The 18,335-nt window shown below is 36.2% G+C and carries 21 protein-coding genes; 16 read left to right on the forward strand and 5 right to left on the reverse strand.

Annotated elements, in window-relative coordinates; translation table 11 throughout:
* Positions 1-55: 55 nt before the first annotated feature.
* Complete coding sequence (locus tag GJU43_RS20560) at positions 56-664, reverse strand: hypothetical protein (RefSeq protein ID WP_229655099.1); 609 nt, start codon at positions 662-664, stop codon at positions 56-58.
* Positions 665-829: 165 nt separating this feature from the next.
* Here GJU43_RS20560 and GJU43_RS20565 point away from each other — a divergent pair, with 165 nt between their 5' ends.
* The 11 genes from GJU43_RS20565 (at position 830) to GJU43_RS20615 (ending at position 8,958) form a co-directional block, all read left to right on the forward strand.
* Entirely contained in the window at positions 830-1,993 is a 1,164-nt protein-coding gene (locus GJU43_RS20565) for a glycosyltransferase family 2 protein (protein WP_154343503.1), read from the forward strand.
* 84 nt (positions 1,994-2,077) lie between these two features.
* Positions 2,078-3,427 (forward strand): dihydrolipoamide acetyltransferase family protein, encoded by a 1,350-nt coding sequence (locus GJU43_RS20570; protein ID WP_154343505.1) that lies wholly within the window; start codon positions 2,078-2,080, stop codon positions 3,425-3,427.
* A gap of 163 nt (positions 3,428-3,590) precedes the next feature.
* Positions 3,591-4,361, forward strand: coding sequence for a 3'-5' exonuclease (locus tag GJU43_RS20575; RefSeq protein ID WP_154343507.1), 771 nt, complete (start codon positions 3,591-3,593; stop codon positions 4,359-4,361).
* Between the two features lie 98 nt (positions 4,362-4,459).
* Positions 4,460-5,071 carry a fumarylacetoacetate hydrolase family protein gene (locus GJU43_RS20580; protein WP_154343509.1) on the forward strand — a complete coding sequence of 204 codons (612 nt, stop codon included), beginning with the start codon at positions 4,460-4,462 and terminating at the stop codon, positions 5,069-5,071.
* Positions 5,071-5,415 carry an Hpt domain-containing protein gene (locus tag GJU43_RS20585; protein WP_154343511.1) on the forward strand — a complete coding sequence of 115 codons (345 nt, stop codon included), beginning with the start codon at positions 5,071-5,073 and terminating at the stop codon, positions 5,413-5,415. Before GJU43_RS20580 ends, GJU43_RS20585 begins: the two co-directional genes overlap by 1 nt.
* Positions 5,416-5,637: 222 nt before the next feature.
* Entirely contained in the window at positions 5,638-6,891 is a 1,254-nt protein-coding gene (locus GJU43_RS20590; RefSeq protein ID WP_154343513.1) for a CinA family nicotinamide mononucleotide deamidase-related protein, read from the forward strand.
* 71 nt (positions 6,892-6,962) lie between these two features.
* Positions 6,963-7,199, forward strand: coding sequence for a 50S ribosomal protein L28 (rpmB, locus tag GJU43_RS20595; RefSeq protein ID WP_008468080.1), 237 nt, complete (start codon positions 6,963-6,965; stop codon positions 7,197-7,199).
* Between the two features lie 27 nt (positions 7,200-7,226).
* Entirely contained in the window at positions 7,227-7,409 is a 183-nt protein-coding gene (rpmG, locus tag GJU43_RS20600; RefSeq protein ID WP_017495179.1) for a 50S ribosomal protein L33, read from the forward strand.
* 7 nt (positions 7,410-7,416) lie between these two features.
* Complete coding sequence (locus GJU43_RS20605; RefSeq protein WP_154343515.1) at positions 7,417-7,569, forward strand: DUF4295 domain-containing protein; 153 nt, start codon at positions 7,417-7,419, stop codon at positions 7,567-7,569.
* 247 nt (positions 7,570-7,816) lie between these two features.
* Positions 7,817-8,770, forward strand: a complete 954-nt coding sequence (ftsY, locus tag GJU43_RS20610) for a signal recognition particle-docking protein FtsY (protein ID WP_154343517.1) — start codon at positions 7,817-7,819, stop codon at positions 8,768-8,770.
* An 8-nt stretch (positions 8,771-8,778) separates the two neighbouring features.
* Positions 8,779-8,958 carry a hypothetical protein gene (locus GJU43_RS20615; protein ID WP_154343519.1) on the forward strand — a complete coding sequence of 60 codons (180 nt, stop codon included), beginning with the start codon at positions 8,779-8,781 and terminating at the stop codon, positions 8,956-8,958.
* A gap of 132 nt (positions 8,959-9,090) precedes the next feature.
* Here the strand turns inward: GJU43_RS20615 and GJU43_RS20620 are convergent, their stop codons facing one another.
* Complete coding sequence (locus GJU43_RS20620) at positions 9,091-10,155, reverse strand: serine hydrolase (protein ID WP_154343521.1); 1,065 nt, start codon at positions 10,153-10,155, stop codon at positions 9,091-9,093.
* Positions 10,156-10,388: 233 nt separating this feature from the next.
* Here GJU43_RS20620 and GJU43_RS20625 point away from each other — a divergent pair, with 233 nt between their 5' ends.
* The 3 genes from GJU43_RS20625 (at position 10,389) to GJU43_RS20635 (ending at position 11,990) form a co-directional block, all read left to right on the forward strand.
* Positions 10,389-10,829, forward strand: a complete 441-nt coding sequence (locus GJU43_RS20625; protein ID WP_154343523.1) for a hypothetical protein — start codon at positions 10,389-10,391, stop codon at positions 10,827-10,829.
* Entirely contained in the window at positions 10,810-11,106 is a 297-nt protein-coding gene (locus GJU43_RS20630; RefSeq protein WP_154343525.1) for a DUF721 domain-containing protein, read from the forward strand. Before GJU43_RS20625 ends, GJU43_RS20630 begins: the two co-directional genes overlap by 20 nt.
* Positions 11,107-11,270: 164 nt before the next feature.
* A complete protein-coding gene (locus GJU43_RS20635) occupies positions 11,271-11,990 on the forward strand; it encodes a hypothetical protein (protein ID WP_154343527.1) in 720 nt (239 codons plus the stop codon).
* 75 nt (positions 11,991-12,065) lie between these two features.
* Here the strand turns inward: GJU43_RS20635 and GJU43_RS20640 are convergent, their stop codons facing one another.
* From GJU43_RS20640 to bshC, 3 genes are all read right to left on the reverse strand, one after another.
* Complete coding sequence (locus GJU43_RS20640; RefSeq protein WP_154343529.1) at positions 12,066-12,485, reverse strand: nucleoside-diphosphate kinase; 420 nt, start codon at positions 12,483-12,485, stop codon at positions 12,066-12,068.
* Between the two features lie 244 nt (positions 12,486-12,729).
* Positions 12,730-14,001 (reverse strand): acyltransferase family protein, encoded by a 1,272-nt coding sequence (locus tag GJU43_RS20645; RefSeq protein ID WP_154343531.1) that lies wholly within the window; start codon positions 13,999-14,001, stop codon positions 12,730-12,732.
* A gap of 119 nt (positions 14,002-14,120) precedes the next feature.
* The gene (bshC, locus tag GJU43_RS20650) at positions 14,121-15,710 is read right to left on the reverse strand and encodes a bacillithiol biosynthesis cysteine-adding enzyme BshC (RefSeq protein ID WP_154343533.1); all 1,590 of its coding nucleotides are present in this window, start codon (positions 15,708-15,710) and stop codon (positions 14,121-14,123) included.
* A gap of 485 nt (positions 15,711-16,195) precedes the next feature.
* On the opposite strand from bshC, the gene GJU43_RS20655 reads away from it, so the two are divergent.
* Positions 16,196-16,939 carry a hypothetical protein gene (locus GJU43_RS20655; protein ID WP_154343535.1) on the forward strand — a complete coding sequence of 248 codons (744 nt, stop codon included), beginning with the start codon at positions 16,196-16,198 and terminating at the stop codon, positions 16,937-16,939.
* Positions 16,939-18,330: an RtcB family protein gene (locus GJU43_RS20660; protein WP_154343537.1), complete on the forward strand. Its 1,392-nt coding sequence runs from the start codon at positions 16,939-16,941 to the stop codon at positions 18,328-18,330. Before GJU43_RS20655 ends, GJU43_RS20660 begins: the two co-directional genes overlap by 1 nt.
* Positions 18,331-18,335: the final 5 nt, after the last annotated feature.

Consider the following 18,335-nt stretch of genomic DNA (forward strand, 5'->3'; position numbering starts at 1 on the left):
GTCGCAGTCTCGGTCTCAGCTAGACTGCGACTGCGACTGCGACTGAATACTGCGACTAATTCTCAACGATGACCGATTTTATTTCAAACGATGCTCCTGAAACCGGATTGTAGTTTACAAAATTGAACTTGCAAAGATTATGAATATTCAGCACTTTTCCGTTTGGTAATCCGTCTTGTTTGAAATCGGACCAAGGGATTTTGATCGTCGTGAATTTTTCCGGAGAAGCGGGTAAATCAACTCTGGGATGCGATCCGCCATGTACGCAGCCCGTTCCTTCTTTGTTTCCTTCACGAGCTTGCAGTTTGATCAGTTGTGAGGATTTATAAGTGATGCTTACAAATTTAGAGTTTTCTGATAAATTCGTGGGAGCACCATCATTCGAATCAGATGGTGTAATCATTACATTCAGCTCAATTTCTCCAACAGGTGAATCTTTGGCTGTCACGCGAACAATGCCTTCTTTTTGTCGAATTGAATTAAGGATTTCCTGAGTTTCCTTTGCCGGACCCGCAATAAACCACGTATTCGATTCTACAAGATTTAAGTCCGTATGACTTGGGTTCTCTCTAAGAAAACCGCAGGAAATAAATAAGATCAAAACCAAAAAAGAGAAACGAATCATAATGAGAAACCGGTTTAAAGGAGTGGATTTTAATTTCAAATATACCTTTTCTAAAAATACCACGAATCAATTCGCTAAATGAAACTAACCAAAGAGTCCTAATTTTGGTGTAAAGTAAGACAATAGTAAAAACGATGGCTCTTTACGACTGGGTTTATCTTAAAATTTCTAACTTTCCGAAAAAATCAAGAGAACAAGTTTTTCATGCAGCTATCCGTTATCATTCTTAATTACAATGTGCGTTACTTTCTGGAACAATGTGTTTTAAGTGTCCGGGAAGCCATTGCGACGCTTGATGCCGAAATTATCGTTATTGATAATAATTCGTCTGATGATAGCTGTCTGATAATGAAAGAACGTTTTCCGGATGTAAAACTTATTGAAAACAAAGAAAATTTTGGTTTTCCAAAAGGTAATAATATTGGAGTGAAAGAGGCGCAGGGAAAATACATCTGCATTCTCAATCCCGATACGGTTGTGGCCGAAGATACATTTACTAAGATTTTAGCTTTCGCAGAAAAACAAACCAACCTGGGGATTGTGGGCTGTAAATTAATTGACGGAACCGGACAGTTTTTACCTGAAAGCAAACGTGGCATCCCGACGCCCTGGGTCGCTTTCACCAAAATTTTTGGATTGTATAAGATTTTTCCAGAATGCAAGCTGTTCAATCAGTATTATGCACAGCATGTTTCAGAAAATGAGACCGGTAAAGTTGCTGTTTTAGTGGGGGCTTTTATGCTGATGGAAAGAAAATTATATCTTGAATTAGAAGGTTTTGATGAAGACTGCTTCATGTATGCAGATGATATCGATCTTTCGTACCGTGCATTATTGAATGGGAAAAGTAATTATTATTTTCATGAAACAACCGTTTTGCATTACAAGGGAGAAAGTACCATAAAAGACGAAAAATACATGCAGCGTTTTCAGGAAGCGATGACGTTTTTTTATCAGAAACATTTCAGGAAATCATTGTTTTTCTCTATTTTTATCAAAATCGGGATTGTATTTTTTTCGTTCGTTAAAATGTTTCAGGGAAAATCAAAAGACCAACCAATACCCGAAAGTTATTTTTTATATTCTTCTGATGTGAAATTGTCTGAAAAATTGACTTCTATTTTTGAAAATAAAGTGGTTGTTTTCAATTTCAAAAAAGAAAAAATGGTAAATTCGTGGCTGCTTTTGAAGGGTAAAACAGTTGAGGTTATTTTAGATAATCAGCATGTTTCATTCGGAAATTGTATCAAAATCATAGAAAGTATTAAAGATAAGCGTATTACTTTTAAAATTTTCCCCAAAAACACAAATTTTATTATTGGAAGTAATTCCAGAAATGACAGGGGGCAAGTGGTAAAAATTGAGTAAAAAATTATATTAAATGTAATTTATATTTAAAATATTCAGTAATTTCGCAATCTGAAAATCAAAATCACCCTTGAGGTTAACAATATGGCAAGATTTGAATTAAAACTTCCCAAAATGGGAGAAAGTGTAGCTGAAGCAACTATTACAAACTGGTTGAAAGAGGTTGGAGACAAAATTGAAGCAGACGAAGCAGTACTGGAAATAGCAACTGATAAAGTTGATAGTGAAGTACCCAGCGAAGTGTCAGGGATTTTGGTCGAAAAATTATTTGGCAAAGATGATTTAGTTCAGGTAGGGCAGACTATTGCAATTATCGAAACAGAAGGCGGCGTTGAAACAGCATCGTCATTTTTAGTCGATAAAGTGCTGGAGGATGAAGCTCCGGCCGCAGCAGCTGAAATAGAAAAAACAATCGATGCCACTAAAGAATCCGTTGCTCCTCAGGATTTTTCAGCATCGGATAAATTCTTTTCTCCGCTTGTTAAAAATATTGCAAAGGAAGAAGGTGTTTCTGTGGCTGAGTTAGAAAATGTTCAGGGTTCCGGAAAAGACGGACGTGTTACAAAAGAAGATATTTTAAAATATGTTGAAGATCGCAAATCAGTTGCGGTTGCTGCTCCAAAAGCTGTTGCAGAAACAGTTAAGGAAGTCGCTGCTCCGGTAAAAGCGGCAGAACCGGCAGTGGTTCAGAAAAGTCAGCAGGCGGTTCCTGTTTCTGTAAACGGAGGTGATGAAATCATCGAAATGGACAGAATGCGTAAATTGATTTCAGGGTACATGGTGGCTTCGGTGCAGACTTCGGCTCACGTACAGTCTTTTATTGAAGTGGATGTAACCAATATCGTAAAATGGAGAGATAAAGTAAAAGCTGCTTTCGAGAAAAGAGAAGGCGAGAAACTTACTTTTACGCCAATTATGATGGAAGCCGTTGCAAAAGCACTGAAAGATTTCCCTGGAATGAATATTTCTGTTGATGGTGATTATATCATTAAAAAGAAAAATATTAATTTAGGAATGGCTGCAGCTTTGCCAAACGGAAACTTAATCGTTCCGGTTATCAAAAATGCAGATCAGTTAAACCTTGTCGGAATGGCAAAAGCAGTTAATGACCTGGGGAATCGTGCAAAAGCAGGAAAACTAAAACCGGACGATACGCAAGGCGGTACATACACGGTTACAAACGTAGGAACTTTTGGAAGTGTTTTCGGAACGCCAATTATCAATCAGCCGCAAGTTGGAATTCTGGCACTTGGAGCAATTCGTAAAGTGCCTGCAGTTATTGAAACTCCGGAAGGTGATTTTATTGGAATTCGTCAGAAAATGTTCCTTTCACACTCTTACGATCACAGGGTAGTAGATGGTGCTCTTGGAGGAAGTTTCGTAAAGAGAGTTGCAGAATATTTAGAAGCTTTTGATGTAGACAGGGATTTCTAAAAAGAACTGTTTTATAAATAATTAACCCTTTTCGTGTTTTGAACATGGAAAGGGTTTTTTCTTTTTGTATTTTTAAAATCTGAATAGAAATCGGGAACTTTATGAAAAAAAGGAGTGAAATTCAGCTTTAAAATTTATATTTGTAAACTTATAAAATTCAAAAATGGAACTCAAACTCAATAAACCAATTTGCTTTTTCGACCTTGAAACTACTGGTATTGATATCGGAAAAGACAGAATAGTAGAAATTTCAATATTTAAAGTTTTTCCAAACGGAAATAAAGAAAGTAAAACTTGGTTGGTGAATCCGACAATTCCAATTCCGCCTCAGACTACCGCCGTCCATGGTATAACAGATGAAAAAGTAGCCAACGAACCTACTTTTAACGAGTTGGCTCCACAGGTCTATAATATGATTAAAGACAGTGATTTAGGAGGGTTTAATTCTGATCGTTTTGATATTCCGTTACTGGCAGAAGAACTACTTCGCGCCGGAGTTGATTTTGATATGAAAAATAAAGTCTCTGTAGATGTGCAGACTATTTTTCATAAAATGGAAGAGCGTACCCTGAGTGCTGCTTTGAAGTTTTACTGCGGGAAAAGTCTCGAAAATGCCCATTCGGCGGAAGCAGACACTATGGCGACTTACGAAATCCTGAAAGCACAGTTAGACCGTTATCCGGAATTAGAAAATGATATGAAGTCATTATCCGAATTTACTACACGTAAAAAAATTGCCGATTTTGCCGGAATGATCGCTTTTGATAAAGACAATGAAGAAATCTTCACTTTCGGAAAACACAAAGGTGCCAAAGTCGACAAAATATTAGAAACAGAACCAGGTTATTTCAGCTGGATTCAAAATGCTGATTTTCCATTGTATACCAAAAAAGTGCTGACGGCAATCAAACTAAGAAAGTTAAATACGAAATAAGTTTTCAGTCGCAGTCTCAGTATGCAGTTTTGCGCTGGGACTGATTTTGCGTTTAGTAAATACTGTGACTGAAAACCGAGACTGAAAACTAAAAAAAAATGAAAATAATCTGTATCGGTAGGAATTATGCCAATCATATTGAGGAATTAAAAAACGAAAGGCCAACAGAACCTGTTGTTTTTATGAAACCGGATTCAGCGGTTTTATTAAAGCATCATCCTTTCGTAATCCCTGAATTTTCTGAGGAAATTCATCACGAAATTGAGATAATTGTTAAAATAAATAAGGTTGGAAAGTATATCGAACCTAAGTTTGCCCATAAGTATTACGACGAAATAAGTGTGGGTATCGATTTTACTGCCAGGGATTTACAGGATAAATTAAAGGCAAAAGGATTGCCTTGGGAAAAAGCCAAAGCCTTTGATGGTTCTGCAGTTATCGGTGATTTTTTACCTAAAACCGATTTTGTTTCTATGGAAAATCTTACTTTTGAATTAACAAATAATTCCAAAACGGTTCAAAAAGGAAACACCGGCTTTATGCTTTGGAAAATTGATGAACTGGTATCGTTTGTGTCGCAGTATTTTACATTAAAAATTGGCGATATTATTTTTACGGGAACACCGGAAGGCGTTGCCCGGGTTAAACCAAACGACGTTTTGGAAGGCTTTTTAGAAGATAAAAAATTATTCAGAATACAAGTAAAATAATGGCTTTAAAATACAACCTTTCGAAAGTATATGCGCTTTCAGATAATGATCCTGAATTCGTAAACGAAATTCTAAAACTATTTGTTACCGAAGTTCCCGAGGATTTGAAACAAATCAAAGAAGGAATCAAAAAGAAAGATCATAAGTATGCTTATTCTTATGCCCATAAGATAAAACCAACATTGGATTTAATGGGTTTAAACGTTGCATTCGAAGAAATCCTGCAAGTGGAGGCCTGGACAAAAGCGGAAGGTAAGAAAAAAGAAATCATCGAAACTTTTAAAAGTATAAGAATACAGGTAAAAGACGCGATCAAGGAAATCAAAAAAGACTTTGATTTGTAATAATAGTAGCGTAATTCAATTTTTATCTTTTTTAAAATCAGATTAAAAATTGGATCATACCGATAGCGATCGGAACCACTATTCCTTTTGTTCCGGAAATATTTTGCGTAAATACATGTCCTTTTCTCAAAGGATTTTTTTCTGACCCCTCGCGCAAAATGGAGCATTAATAACCTTCTAAATAATGACTTACGATGAAGTAAGTAAAAATATTCCACAGCTATGAAAGCAACTATCATTACTATTGGAGATGAAATTTTAATCGGTCAGATCGTAGATACCAATTCTGGTTTTATTGCAAAATCATTAGACCGAATCGGTGTTGAGGTTCATGAAATGATTTCGATAAGCGATGACAAAAAACATATTTTAGATACCTTTGCGCAATTGCAGAACAAAGTAGATGTTGTTGTGATTACAGGCGGATTAGGGCCTACAAAAGACGATATCACTAAAAAAACATTCTGCGAATATTTTAATGATGAACTTGTCGTGAATCCTGAAGTATTGGCGCATGTAACGGAATTGATAGAAGGGTTTTACAAACGTCCGATTTCGCAATTAAATAAAGATCAGGCACTGGTGCCGTCGACCTGTACGGTGCTGCATAATAAAGTGGGGACAGCGCCGGGAATGTGGATGAAGAAAGAAAACACAGTATTTATTTCGCTTCCGGGAGTTCCGTATGAAATGAAATATTTAGTCGAAAACGAAATAATTCCAAAAATTATTCGCGAATACAAGCGGCCATATATCATTCATAGAACGATTTTAACGTATGGGCAGGGTGAGAGTTTAGTCGCGGAGCGTATTGAAGACTGGGAGAATAATCTGCCTGATTTTATTAAGTTGGCGTACCTGCCAAATCCCGGCAGAGTACGTTTGCGTCTTTCGGCAAGAGGGACAGATAAAGAAATACTTGAAGAGGCGTTAGAAGCCAATATAAAAACATTAGATGCTATAATTCATGATATTATAGTAGGTTACGAAGAAAACGAAACGATAGAGTCGGTAGTTGGAAAACTATTGACGAAACAAAATAAAACCATTGCTACGGCTGAAAGTTTTACGGGTGGAAAAATCGCATCAGTTTTATCGGCTGTTCCGGGAGCTTCCAGCTATTTTAAAGGCAGTGTGGTTACGTATGCAACAGAGGCTAAAGTTAATGTTCTTGGGGTCTCGCAGGATATTGTTGATCAATATTCGGTAGTAAGTGCAGAGGTGGCATCGGCTATGGCTTTGAATGTGAAAGAGATACTTAAAACAGACTATGCAATTGCCACTACCGGGAACGCGGGACCGTCAAAAGGGGACTCAGATGCTGAAATTGGCACTGTTTTTATCGCTTTGGCAACACCAAATGATATAATTGTAGAAGAATTTAACTTTGGTCAACCACGTGAAAAAGTGATAGATAGAGCTACGATTAAGAGTTTAGAAATATTACAGAAAGAAATTTTAAAAATTGTGCATTAATTTTTTGCTACAATGGTTTATTTTTCTTTTCTTTGCACCCTGATTTTGAATAACGATAAAAGATAAGTATAATGTCAAGAGTTTGTGACCTTACAGGTAAAAGAGCGATGGTAGGAAATAACGTTTCTCACGCTATGAACAAAACTAAGAGAAAGTTTTCTGTAAACTTAGTTAAAAAGCGTTTTTATCTTCCAGAAGAAGATAGATGGATTACTCTTAGAGTAGCAGCATCTACGATAAAAACAATTAATAAAAATGGAATCACTGCTGTTTTGAAAAAAGCGCAGTCAGAAGGATTTATCAAATAATCTTTTCCTAAATAAATATATAGCAAGATGGCAAAGAAAGGTAATAGAATCCAGGTAATTTTAGAATGTACAGAACACAAGACTTCTGGTGTTGCAGGTACTTCTAGATATATAACAACTAAGAACAAGAAAAATACTCCGGACAGATTAGAGATTAAAAAATTTAATCCGATCTTGAAACGTGTAACTGTTCATAAAGAAATTAAATAATTAAGTCATGGCAAAGAAAACCGTAGCATCGTTACAAACATCTTCTAAGAGATTATCAAAAGCCATCAAAATGGTGAAATCTCCTAAAACTGGTGCATATACATTCGTAGAATCTATTATGACTCCTGAAGAAGTTGATAATTTCTTGAAAAAGAAATAATAACATACATAGCATATAGAAAAGCTACTTTCATTCGGAAGTAGCTTTTTTATTTTTTATATTTGTCTAAAATTTACAGAAAGATAACCGTATTGTTCTTCGTAAAGCGTTTCTGATTTTTCTTATAATAATTGAAGTCAATTGCTGAGGCAACCGGAAACCACGAGAAGATAAATTTCTTCTGTAAACATTAAGATTATAGATTGCCAAAAAAATCATATAGTCTGGAACTAACAACAAATAAAAAATGAGTTTTTTTAAAAAATTATTCTCTACCGACAAAAAAGAGACTTTAGATAAAAGTCTTGAAAAATCAAAAAATACTTTTTTCTCAAAGTTAAGCAAAGCTGTAGCCGGAAAATCTAAGGTTGATGACGATGTGTTAGATGATCTGGAAGAAATTCTGGTAGCTTCTGATGTTGGGGTAAACACAACATTGAAAATAATCTCAAGAATCGAAAAACGTGTTGCCGAAGATAAATATTTAGGAACAGAAGAATTAAACCAGATTCTTCGAGAAGAGATTGGTTCTTTGTTATCTGAAACGAATACCGGTGAAGCTACTGAGTTTGAAATCCCGAAAGATAAAAAGCCCTACGTTTTAATGGTGGTTGGCGTTAACGGGGTGGGTAAAACCACTACAATCGGTAAATTGGCTTATCAGTTTAAAAAAGCAGGTTATAAAGTCGTTTTAGGCGCTGCAGATACTTTTCGTGCTGCTGCCATAGATCAGTTACAGGTATGGGCAGACCGGGTAGATGTACCAATCGTAAGGCAAAATATGGGAAGCGACCCTGCTTCTGTTGCTTTTGATACCCTGCAATCTGCTGTAGCTCAAAATGCCGATATCGTAATTATTGATACTGCCGGACGTCTTCATAATAAAATCAATTTGATGAACGAACTTACCAAAGTAAAACGTGTGATGCAGAAGGTGGTTGCCGATGCACCTCATGATGTTCTTTTGGTTTTGGATGGTTCAACCGGTCAGAATGCTTTCGAGCAGGCAAAGCAGTTTACGGCCGCTACAGAGGTAACTTCTCTTGCTGTAACTAAATTGGACGGAACTGCCAAAGGTGGTGTCGTGATTGGTATTTCAGATCAATTTCAGATTCCTGTAAAATATATTGGGGTTGGTGAAGGAATTGAAGACTTACAGGTCTTTAATAAATATGAATTTGTAGATAGTTTCTTTAAATAATAGCAGAAATGAGTTTTTCTTCTTTAAAAAATATAACGCCTGTTACTTTTTATTTCGCAAGTGTTTTAAGTTTTGTTTTAGCAAATGTTTTAAAAGATAAAAGTTTGTCTTTTTATTACATCTTATTGGTTTTGGGTCTGGTATTCTTTTTTATGGGAATGCTGAAGAGAATCCGTACGAAGCGATAAATTAATAAATATTCAATTTTTTTAAATCCCAAATTCCAATTATAACAGTTGGAATTTGGGATTTTTCTATTGGAATTTAAAGCTTCTGTATTGGAATTTGGAATTTAAAAATTGTAATTTTTTAAAAAAAAACTATTGGTACAAGGCACTAATTTTCTCCCATAACGTTTCATCAAAATCGGATAAAGCCAGATTGACATCATCAGCGGCGTCTCCCATTCTGACGATAACCATATTTTTACTTGGAATGACGTATATTTTCTGGTCATTTTTTCCTAATGCCATAAACATATCGTTTGGTGCGGTTGGAATTATACTTCCCGGGATCGTAAGTTGTGATTGTGGTAAATGGTAGTTGGCTTTTCCGTTCAGCCACCACAAATACCCATATCCTAAATTGATGTTTTGTGAAGTATTGGTAGCTTCGTTAAAGTAACTTTCGTTCAGAATGGTCGTATTCTCCCACTTTCCTTTATTGAGCATTAAGAGTCCGAAACGGGCCATACTTCTTGTGGTGCTGGTGTAAACGCTATTTACGCCAAGTTGGACCCAATTACCATTCATGCCAATTTTGTCTCTTAATTTTGTATTGAAATAATTTTCCCAGGTTTGTTTGCTTGCTTTCGCAACGACATCCTGCAGTTTTACATATACATTATGATATGCCCAGCGTTTTCCGGCATCGGCTTTGTAGATTAAGCTGGCAGGATCTACCTCGTCTGTAGTGTCATCAAGTCCTGATGTCATGGTGAGTAAATGTTTGCAGGTGATCTGGTTTTCCTGTGCAAGTGATTCACTTGTCCAGCCTGTTCCGATATAATCTGAAACTTTATTGTTGATGTTTAAAAAACCTTCCTGCTGTGCAATTCCGGTCATGGTTGACGTTAATGTTTTTCCCGCGCTTGCCCAATACCAGTTGATGGTTGCAGTGTGGTTGTTGAAATAATTTTCTAAAACAATTCGTCCGTTTACTAAAATAATAAACGATTTGGAATGTTTGAGCTCTAAATAATCTAAAAGCGGCTGGACTGCATTTTGATTCCATTTGAGGTCTGAAACGGATTTTGTTTCCCAGGTACTTCCGGTTAAAGGAGGAAAATACATGGATTGTACCGGGGTGGATGCATCATCGGATGATTCTTTGCTGCAACTGATAAAACTTAAGAGTATCAGTAGCTTAAAAATAGTTTTGGTCATGTTTTTGGTTTTTTGGTTTGGGGTTTGACCAAAAATATGCAAAATAGTTTAATGGGTTTTATGAATTTTTATTTCTTTTGAATTTTTATAAGGTTAACTTTGTAACTCACGAAATATTCTTTTGAAAACCGGAGTCTTAGCCCTGATGGGAGCGGCATCCTTTTATGGCGGTGTTTGCCATAAAAGATACAGCGGACAGCAGGAATCAGCTCCTTATTAATATTATAATTATTATGAAAAACGCTTTAATTATTTTGGTTTTATCTTTTTTGTTTGTGAGCTGCAAACAGGAAATTAAACCAACCGATATTGCAAAACTGAACGGTTACTGGGAAATTACGAAAGTTGTTTTTGATAAAGGGGAAGAGAAGGATTACGGAATGAATGAAAGTTTTGATTTTTTTGAAATTAAAAAAAACAAAGGAATCCGAAAGAAAGTGATGCCGCAATTTGACGGAACTTTTTTGACGAGTGATTCTTTTGAAAATGTTTCGGTTCGTTTTGCTGATGGCCGGACTTTTTTAGATTATAAAACGAATTATGCAAAGTGGAGTGAGGAATTGATTTCATTATCGGATCAAGAACTGGTGGTGAAAAATGCTGAGAACAAGGAATATCATTATAAAAAAGCAGGACCCATAAATTTATTAGACGATGGCAAAAAGGTTAAATAATCAAAGTTCAATTGGAGATGTATTACAGCAGATTATTCAGGTGAATAAACTGCAGCCCGGAATGGATCAGATTGATGTAAAAGAAGCCTGGAGGCAGCTTATGGGTAACGGAGTAAATACGTATACCAAAAACGTTGTCCTGAAAGGAAGCACGCTTTATGTAGAACTTGGATCTGCCGTTTTGAGAGAGGAACTGAGCCATGGAAAATCTAAAATTGTCAAAATGATTAATGAAGAATTAGGGCGTGAAGTGGTAAAGGATGTTGTTTTACGTTAAATTTTATTTGGCTTTTAAACGATTTGTATCGCTGGGTTTTACTATTAAAAAATAAAATTAACACTTCTACTTTGGAAGTGTTTTTTTTATGATATATTTGACCGATAAGTATTTTTTTTAATACATATTTTTTTAATAATTAAATCCAAAAACAATCCAAAACAATGAAAAAAGTATTCCTTATTTTAACCGTATTATTAGCTTTAAACAGTTATTCGCAAAAGAAAAAAGTCGCAGTTGTCGGTTTTTACACCGACAAAACCATCAGTCTTGCTGATTTGGGACTAAATGGTGTGGCTGCCATAGCTGATTTAGGTAATAATCCTGATTTTAATCTTACTCCTATTTTGGAGAAGTATCATAATTCTTTTTTTAATGTTTTTTCTAAACAATTCCCTTTTGACTTACTTCCTGAAAATGAAGTAATCCAAAAACAGGAATATATTGATTTCGTTCCTAAATTTGCCAGAGAAGGAGATGCCGGGAAAACAATCATCAATTACCCTGGATATAAATATATTTATGAAGGTATGAATGGTTCTGAAAATGAAGTAGGAACCGCTACCATTTTTAAAGATGTTGCAGATGGTGTTTTATTTACTGAAATACATTTTGCTTTGCAAAAAGGATTCGCTGTTGGAGGAACCGGAACAGTTAAAATGAAAGCGTATGCGAGAATTGCTTTATATGATAAAACAGGAAAAAAAGTATTTGCTTTTAGTGAAGGAGCAAACTCCAAAAAGACCGGAGCTATTATAAGTGGAATTCCCGTTTTAACTGCCGAAAAAATATTACCAATGTGTGAAAGTGCTTTAGACGAACTTTTGAAAGATTTAGATGAAAAAGTAGCTAAAATCATTAAAAAGACAGACGGTAAACTTTAATAATTTTACAATCAGAATAAAAAAAAATCCATTCGCGAAGCGAATGGATTTTTTTTTGCGCTAAAATCTAAAATCTTAGAACTGCTCTCTTCCTGCAAAGTGGAATGCCGCTTCGATAGCAGCATTTTCGTCGCTGTCTGAACCGTGAACTGCATTTTCTCCGATAGAAGTTGCGTATGCTTTACGAATAGTTCCTTCAGCAGCTTCAGCCGGATTTGTAGCTCCAATTAAAGTTCTGAAATCTTCTACTGCGTTATCTTTTTCTAAAATAGCAGCAACAATTGGTCCGCGTGACATAAATTCTACTAATTCTCCGTAGAATGGTCTTGCAGCGTGAACAGCATAAAATGCCTGAGCATCCGCTACAGTTAATTGAGTTAGTTTTAACGAAACGATTTTGAAACCTCCGTTAGTAATCATTGCTAAGATATTCCCAATGTGTCCGTTTGCTACAGCATCCGGCTTAATCATTGTAAAAGTTCTATTTGTTGCCATTTTCTTGCGTTTTTTAAATTTTGTGCAAAAATAGACTTTTTTATGAATTAATTTTAATTAATTGATAATTAAAACATCGTGAAATGTTGTTTTGTTAAAGAAGAGCAATTTTTTTTACCATATAAGTTATGTAAGTTCATTTAAGTGCAGGCTGTTATTTTTTGCATAGTTGAAAAAAAAAGGACACAGTGTTGTGCGTCCTTTTCCTTATAATATCTTACATAACTTATATGGTAAGAAAAAACTAAACTTTAAAAATGAGTTTGTTTTTGTAGAAGATCCATAGAATAAAAGTCCAGATGGCAACATAAACCAACGCTCCGGCAAAGGAAGCCAACATCGGATTACTGAAAAACGGGGCAATTCCGTAGCCGTACAAATAACTGAGAAGATTGATCTGCTCTCCGGTTTTGTTCGGATTTTCAAACTGAATCATGACCAAAGCCTGTGGTATGATCTGAGAAGCAAAAAATACAATCATGGGATTTACCCCCCAGATTAAAAATAATTTGAAGCCTTTTTTATATTCTGCAATATCAATAATGTAATAGAGAATTGACAAAACAGTCGTGGCCAGTCCGGTTGTGTATAAAACGTAACTGCTGGTCCAGATTGATTTGTTAATTGGGAACACCATATTCCAAAGCAAACTGGCAATAATTAAGGCTATTCCAGTTATTATCATTTTTTTAGCAATCTCATTTTTTGCAATTTTAAGTTGTAATAACTGACCAATCAGCAGACCAATGATTCCGTTTACAATCGATGGAATGGTACTGAGAATTCCTTCCGGGTCCCAGGTGACAGTGCCGCGATACATATGACCTTTCAGGAGAACACCGTCCAGCCATGAGGCTAAATTGGTGCCCTTATCAAGGTTTGCTTCGCCAATTCCGGGAACTGGTATCAGGGTCATCGTCGCCCAATATCCCAATAATAAAACAACTCCGGTTATGATTTGGGTCTTTTGTGATGTTTTTAAATACAATAGCGAAACCACAAAATAGACTACTGCAATTCGCTGTAAAACGCCCGGAAGACGCACATCCTGATACGCTTCGATTCCGCTGTAGGCCAAAACGAGGTATATGAGTAAGATCGAAAAAGCAAATATGTTTTTTAGTTTAGTATTAAAATTCCCCATCAGCGCATAGCCGACACCGATTGTAATCATTAAACGGCCAATAAGCAACGGAATTCCTTCGAGACCAAAAAGCTGTATTTTTCCGAAATAATTGAAGAAAATCCCGAGACATAACATTCGTAACGAACGTACCAGGATTTTATTAAAGGTCGTGCCATCGTATTTTTTATCCGGCATGGCAAGGGGAACTGCCACTCCCATAATAAATACAAAAAAAGGAAATACTAAGTCGGTTAGCGTACAGCCGTTCCATTCGGCATGCAAAAGTGGAGGGAAAACATGTCCCCAATCTCCGGGATTGTTGACAATTGTCATTAATAAAATTGTTAGTCCGCGAAAGACATCTAGCGAAATTAAGCGTTCTTTTACCATTGGTTTTGGGTAAATTGGTTAGTTAATAATTTTAAAAGTCGCTATTTGGTTTAAAAAAAAACAATACTTTCAGAATCAGGTGGTTATTTTATCCTGAAAGTATTGTGGTAAAGTATAAATTATATTGTTATAATGGAGAAATTAGTGGATAAAGGTTTTAATTTCTGCGTTAATAATGGTATCAACTGTTCGCCTTTTTCTAAATAAAACTCAGAAAAATTAGTCTGGCGTTCCTGTAAGCTGTTGTTCGGAAACAATTGACATTGTAAATCCACAACACGCTCTAACTGGTCGTTTAATTTTCTTTTTTGTGCTTTAAGCAAACGCTTCTCTAAATTTTCAAGGCCTTTTTTCTGTTTTACTTCCTGTGCTTTTACGGCTCCGGTAAAGGATTTGTCTGTTTTTTGGGCTAATTCAGACAAGTATTCAAATTGTTTTTCCAGAATTTCTTTTTGAGGAGTCAGGTCAATTGGGAATTCTGATATTTTATAAGTGACAGCATTTACCAAATCGGCTGGTTTGGTAAATAAATCTTTCCAGCTTAAACCCAACTGATCGGCTTTTTTAGCTTGTTTTTCCGTTGTCAGCAATACCGAATTTCGAACCAGAATTATAGGGAAGGTGATGTTTACGGCATCAAAGAAAGATTTTAATTCCAGCCAGTAGGCAATTTCCCCGCCTCCGCCAATGTAGCATAAATTGGGCAGGATAATTTCCTGATACAACGGACGCATGATCACATTGGGACTAAATTTCTCCGGGTTGCTTTCCAGTAATTTTAAGATTTCTTCTTTTGAAAATGAGATTTTAGTGTTATTGACAATAAATCTGTCCTTCTCAAAAACAATTCGTTCACGAAGATTATCTTCAATATAAAATAAATTGATTTCACGCGGATTTACCTGAACGGTATAATTTTTTAGTTTTTCAATCGTTTCCTGAACAGCTTTAAAAGAAGCTTGTTCCAGCAACTCTTCTTTGATGTAAGGAATAAAGGCACGTTTTAAATCGGCATTATCGGCATCTATAATCACCAGACCCTGAGAAGCAAATAAACCATTCGCCAAAAAACGGGTTGCATCTGCCAGATTATCATGGTTTAGGTAAGCGTCTTCAAATAGTTTTTTCAACGAGTTGGCATTCGTACTAGATCCTAATTCCAAGGCGTAAATTTCGAAAAATTCAGCCAGGCCTTCTGTCGAAAGTCTTCCTACGGGACCGGTACTTTCGGTATTCCAGCGGAATTTTTTTCCTTTAAAATTAAAATAATTGATTTCTTCAAAATCGTGATCTTCCGTCGCCATCCAATAAATCGGTACGAAATTGAAATTAGGATATTTCGATTTCAATTCTTTGGTCAGATTGATGGTCGATATGATTTTATAAAGAAAATATAGCGGCCCGCTAAAAAGATTTAACTGATGCCCAGTCGTAACCGTAAACGTACTTTCGTGAGCTAAAAGCTCAATATTTTGTTGTGTTAAATCTGAAATTTCAAGGGCGGCATATTGTGCTTTTAAAACAGAAACCAGTGGAATCCGGTTTTGATTATTGAAATTCTGCTGCTTTTCAATGATTTGTTTTTCAAAGTTTTCCAGTGCCGGAAAATTATTATATAGCGGTTGAAGGTCCGGTTTTTGTTCTAAATAATCTTGTATCAAAGTCGAGAAATATCCTGAGTTTTGGTAGCTGATACAGTCGGTTGGCATAATTTTGGGTTTATTTTTGATAGCTGTAAATTTAAGCAAAATATGCAGTTAAAATTGGTTTTAACGATTGCTTATGAATTGAATTTTATTTTTGACTATAAATAACTGTAAATCAAGGTGTTTTAATGGTTTTTAAAAATATTTCAAGAATAATTTGTTTATTAGGAAAATATTTCACAAAATTTGCTTCAGAAAAATAAATCATTAATTATTAATAACGAAGACAATGTTTGTACTAAACTTTACCTCTCAAAACATCGCATCAGGATCAGATTCTGTTGGCATGTGTCTTCGTGGCTTTTCTCAATCCTAGCAAATCAATTTTAGATATAGAAAGAAGCCCGAAGGAAAATAACTTTCGGGCTTTTTTGTATTCTGGACACTTCAGAAATTCCCGATCAAGAACTTAATTTATCTGTTTAAGATAAAATGTTTTGCCCTGCATTTTTAAATGTTGGGTGAGAATTCATTTAATTTTTTTTTTAATGGACAATTCTCTTTTCGACGATTACTTTGAAAGTAGTCGTTTAAAGAATAGAAGACGCAAAAAAAGATTGGTGAAAGAGGATTTTGAAAAACATCTGGTTCGATTATCAAAACGAAAACACGCAATCTATCTGGCAATTAAAGAGTTGCCTTTGATTGAATTGGAACAACCTTATCAAAAAGGCTGGGTTCGTTTTTTTGTAGTTCGAAAAGATGTTTTACGCTCAGCCGGGGCGATGTTCTATGTGGATATATTGGAAAAGATAAACACTTTCCAATTTTCAAATCAAAAAACATTTATCAATCGGAAAAAGCGTTCCGGAAAAAAGACAGACCATCCAAGGGAGCAATTTCTGTCGAAAATTAGTGTCAGTGAGTGGAATGCAAATAAACTCGAATTGACTGACAAGGAAAAATCCTGCTTTACACGAATCGAAAAATGGTCGGACAGATGGCGTTGTTTTAAGACGTATTATCAATTTACGGAGTCCTGGCGATTTGTATTTAAAATTGAGCCCAATATCATTACCCATAAAAAAGCGGTAGATGCCGTGCTGGAAAGTGAATTGAGGTTACTTGAAAATTACATACAAAACCGGGATCTGGGATATAAGATTTATAAAACCGGCAACAGAGAGGCCTATTATTATTCCAGTTTGGAAAAACTGAAAAATAACAATCAACTAAATAATAACAATCTGAATACGATATACGAACAGTATTTGGAAGAAAAATATACCTAATGGGAAATAAATTATCCGGAAAAGACCTGATTAAAATAGGCTTTCCAAAGAATAACAGTATCAATATTGCTTTAGGGCAGATTAACAGATACAGAAAAAGAGAAAAAAAAGAGAGCATATTAACCGAAGCGAAGGAAGTTTTATTGTTTCCAGAAAAATTTACAGGACACGGAACCTGGGGAAAAGTTGCGGAAGGATTGGTAAATCCGGTAGCGGTGCGAATGCATCAGCTTAATAATACCCGGGCGCCGTTTTCGATATTCGGAGAAAATGAAATTGATGAACAGGCGAAGTACCAGTTGTATGATGCTTTAAAATTACCAATTTCAGTTGCAGGCGCCTTAATGCCCGACGCGCACTCCGGTTACGGACTGCCGATTGGCGGTGTGCTTGCCACAGACAATGCCGTGATTCCGTACGGAGTTGGCGTTGACATCGGATGCCGCATGAGTTTGTCCATTTTTGACATTCCGGCTTCATTTTTCAAAGGAAAAGAACACCAGCTGCAGGCGATTTTAAAAGACCATACCAAATTCGGAATGTATGAGACCCACGCCATAAAAGCAGATCATGAATTGTTCAGCAGAAGTGAATTTCAGGATATTCCACTTTTGAAAAATCTTTTGCCTAAAGCGTACAAACAGCTAGGGACTTCCGGCGGAGGCAATCATTTTGTGGAATTTGGAATTGCAAAAATCACCAATCCGCTTAACGAATGGAAAATTGGGGTTGGCGAATATTTTGCGGTGCTTTCACACAGCGGTTCAAGAGGCTTGGGAGCCAATATTGCGAAACATTATACGTATCTGGCGACCAAACAATGTCCTTTGCCTAAAAATGTACAGCACTTGGCCTGGTTAGATCTGAATACACATGACGGTCAGGAATACTGGCTGGCGATGAATTTGGCCGGCGATTATGCAAAAGCCTGTCACGATGACATTCACCGCCGAATGGCAAAAGCGATCGGAAAGCGAGTGGTGGTGACCATTGAAAACCATCACAATTTTGCCTGGAAAGAAATCGTAAACGGCAAGGAAGCCATTGTACATCGCAAAGGAGCGACTCCTGCCAACGTTGGTGAACTGGGTATTATTCCGGGTTCCATGACGGCTCCGGGATTTATTGTGAAGGGAAAAGGAAATGCGGAGAGTTTAAACTCAGCATCGCACGGGGCCGGAAGGCTTTTCTCCCGTAGAAAGTGCAAAGAATCATTCACGCAAAGCGAAATTAATAAAGTGCTCAAAGCAAACGATGTCACTTTAATTGGAGGAAATATAGATGAAGCTCCAATGGCCTATAAGGACATCAATAAAGTAATGGCAAACCAAAACGAACTGGTTGATGTACTCGGTACATTCACACCGAAGATCGTTAGAATGGACCGCTAAATTAG

Origin of the sequence: Flavobacterium sp. LC2016-23 (assembly GCF_009674775.1) — a bacterium.
Taxonomy (GTDB): Bacteria; Bacteroidota; Bacteroidia; order Flavobacteriales; family Flavobacteriaceae; genus Flavobacterium.

What these genes read in the sequence shown, in the direction of transcription:
- GJU43_RS20565 (WP_154343503.1), top strand. Translation starts at nt 830, where the DNA reads ATGCAGCTATCCGTTATCATTCTTAATTACAATGTGCGTTACTTTCTG.
- GJU43_RS20570 (WP_154343505.1), top strand. Translation starts at nt 2,078, where the DNA reads ATGGCAAGATTTGAATTAAAACTTCCCAAAATGGGAGAAAGTGTAGCT.
- GJU43_RS20575 (WP_154343507.1), top strand. Translation starts at nt 3,591, where the DNA reads ATGGAACTCAAACTCAATAAACCAATTTGCTTTTTCGACCTTGAAACT.
- GJU43_RS20580 (WP_154343509.1), top strand. Translation starts at nt 4,460, where the DNA reads ATGAAAATAATCTGTATCGGTAGGAATTATGCCAATCATATTGAGGAA.
- GJU43_RS20585 (WP_154343511.1), top strand. Translation starts at nt 5,071, where the DNA reads ATGGCTTTAAAATACAACCTTTCGAAAGTATATGCGCTTTCAGATAAT.
- GJU43_RS20590 (WP_154343513.1), top strand. Translation starts at nt 5,638, where the DNA reads ATGAAAGCAACTATCATTACTATTGGAGATGAAATTTTAATCGGTCAG.
- rpmB (WP_008468080.1), top strand. Translation starts at nt 6,963, where the DNA reads ATGTCAAGAGTTTGTGACCTTACAGGTAAAAGAGCGATGGTAGGAAAT.
- rpmG (WP_017495179.1), top strand. Translation starts at nt 7,227, where the DNA reads ATGGCAAAGAAAGGTAATAGAATCCAGGTAATTTTAGAATGTACAGAA.
- GJU43_RS20605 (WP_154343515.1), top strand. Translation starts at nt 7,417, where the DNA reads ATGGCAAAGAAAACCGTAGCATCGTTACAAACATCTTCTAAGAGATTA.
- ftsY (WP_154343517.1), top strand. Translation starts at nt 7,817, where the DNA reads ATGAGTTTTTTTAAAAAATTATTCTCTACCGACAAAAAAGAGACTTTA.
- GJU43_RS20615 (WP_154343519.1), top strand. Translation starts at nt 8,779, where the DNA reads ATGAGTTTTTCTTCTTTAAAAAATATAACGCCTGTTACTTTTTATTTC.
- GJU43_RS20620 (WP_154343521.1), bottom strand. Translation starts at nt 10,155, where the DNA reads ATGACCAAAACTATTTTTAAGCTACTGATACTCTTAAGTTTTATCAGT.
- GJU43_RS20625 (WP_154343523.1), top strand. Translation starts at nt 10,389, where the DNA reads ATGAAAAACGCTTTAATTATTTTGGTTTTATCTTTTTTGTTTGTGAGC.
- GJU43_RS20630 (WP_154343525.1), top strand. Translation starts at nt 10,810, where the DNA reads ATGGCAAAAAGGTTAAATAATCAAAGTTCAATTGGAGATGTATTACAG.
- GJU43_RS20635 (WP_154343527.1), top strand. Translation starts at nt 11,271, where the DNA reads ATGAAAAAAGTATTCCTTATTTTAACCGTATTATTAGCTTTAAACAGT.
- GJU43_RS20640 (WP_154343529.1), bottom strand. Translation starts at nt 12,485, where the DNA reads ATGGCAACAAATAGAACTTTTACAATGATTAAGCCGGATGCTGTAGCA.
- GJU43_RS20645 (WP_154343531.1), bottom strand. Translation starts at nt 14,001, where the DNA reads ATGGTAAAAGAACGCTTAATTTCGCTAGATGTCTTTCGCGGACTAACA.
- bshC (WP_154343533.1), bottom strand. Translation starts at nt 15,710, where the DNA reads ATGCCAACCGACTGTATCAGCTACCAAAACTCAGGATATTTCTCGACT.
- GJU43_RS20655 (WP_154343535.1), top strand. Translation starts at nt 16,196, where the DNA reads ATGGACAATTCTCTTTTCGACGATTACTTTGAAAGTAGTCGTTTAAAG.
- GJU43_RS20660 (WP_154343537.1), top strand. Translation starts at nt 16,939, where the DNA reads ATGGGAAATAAATTATCCGGAAAAGACCTGATTAAAATAGGCTTTCCA.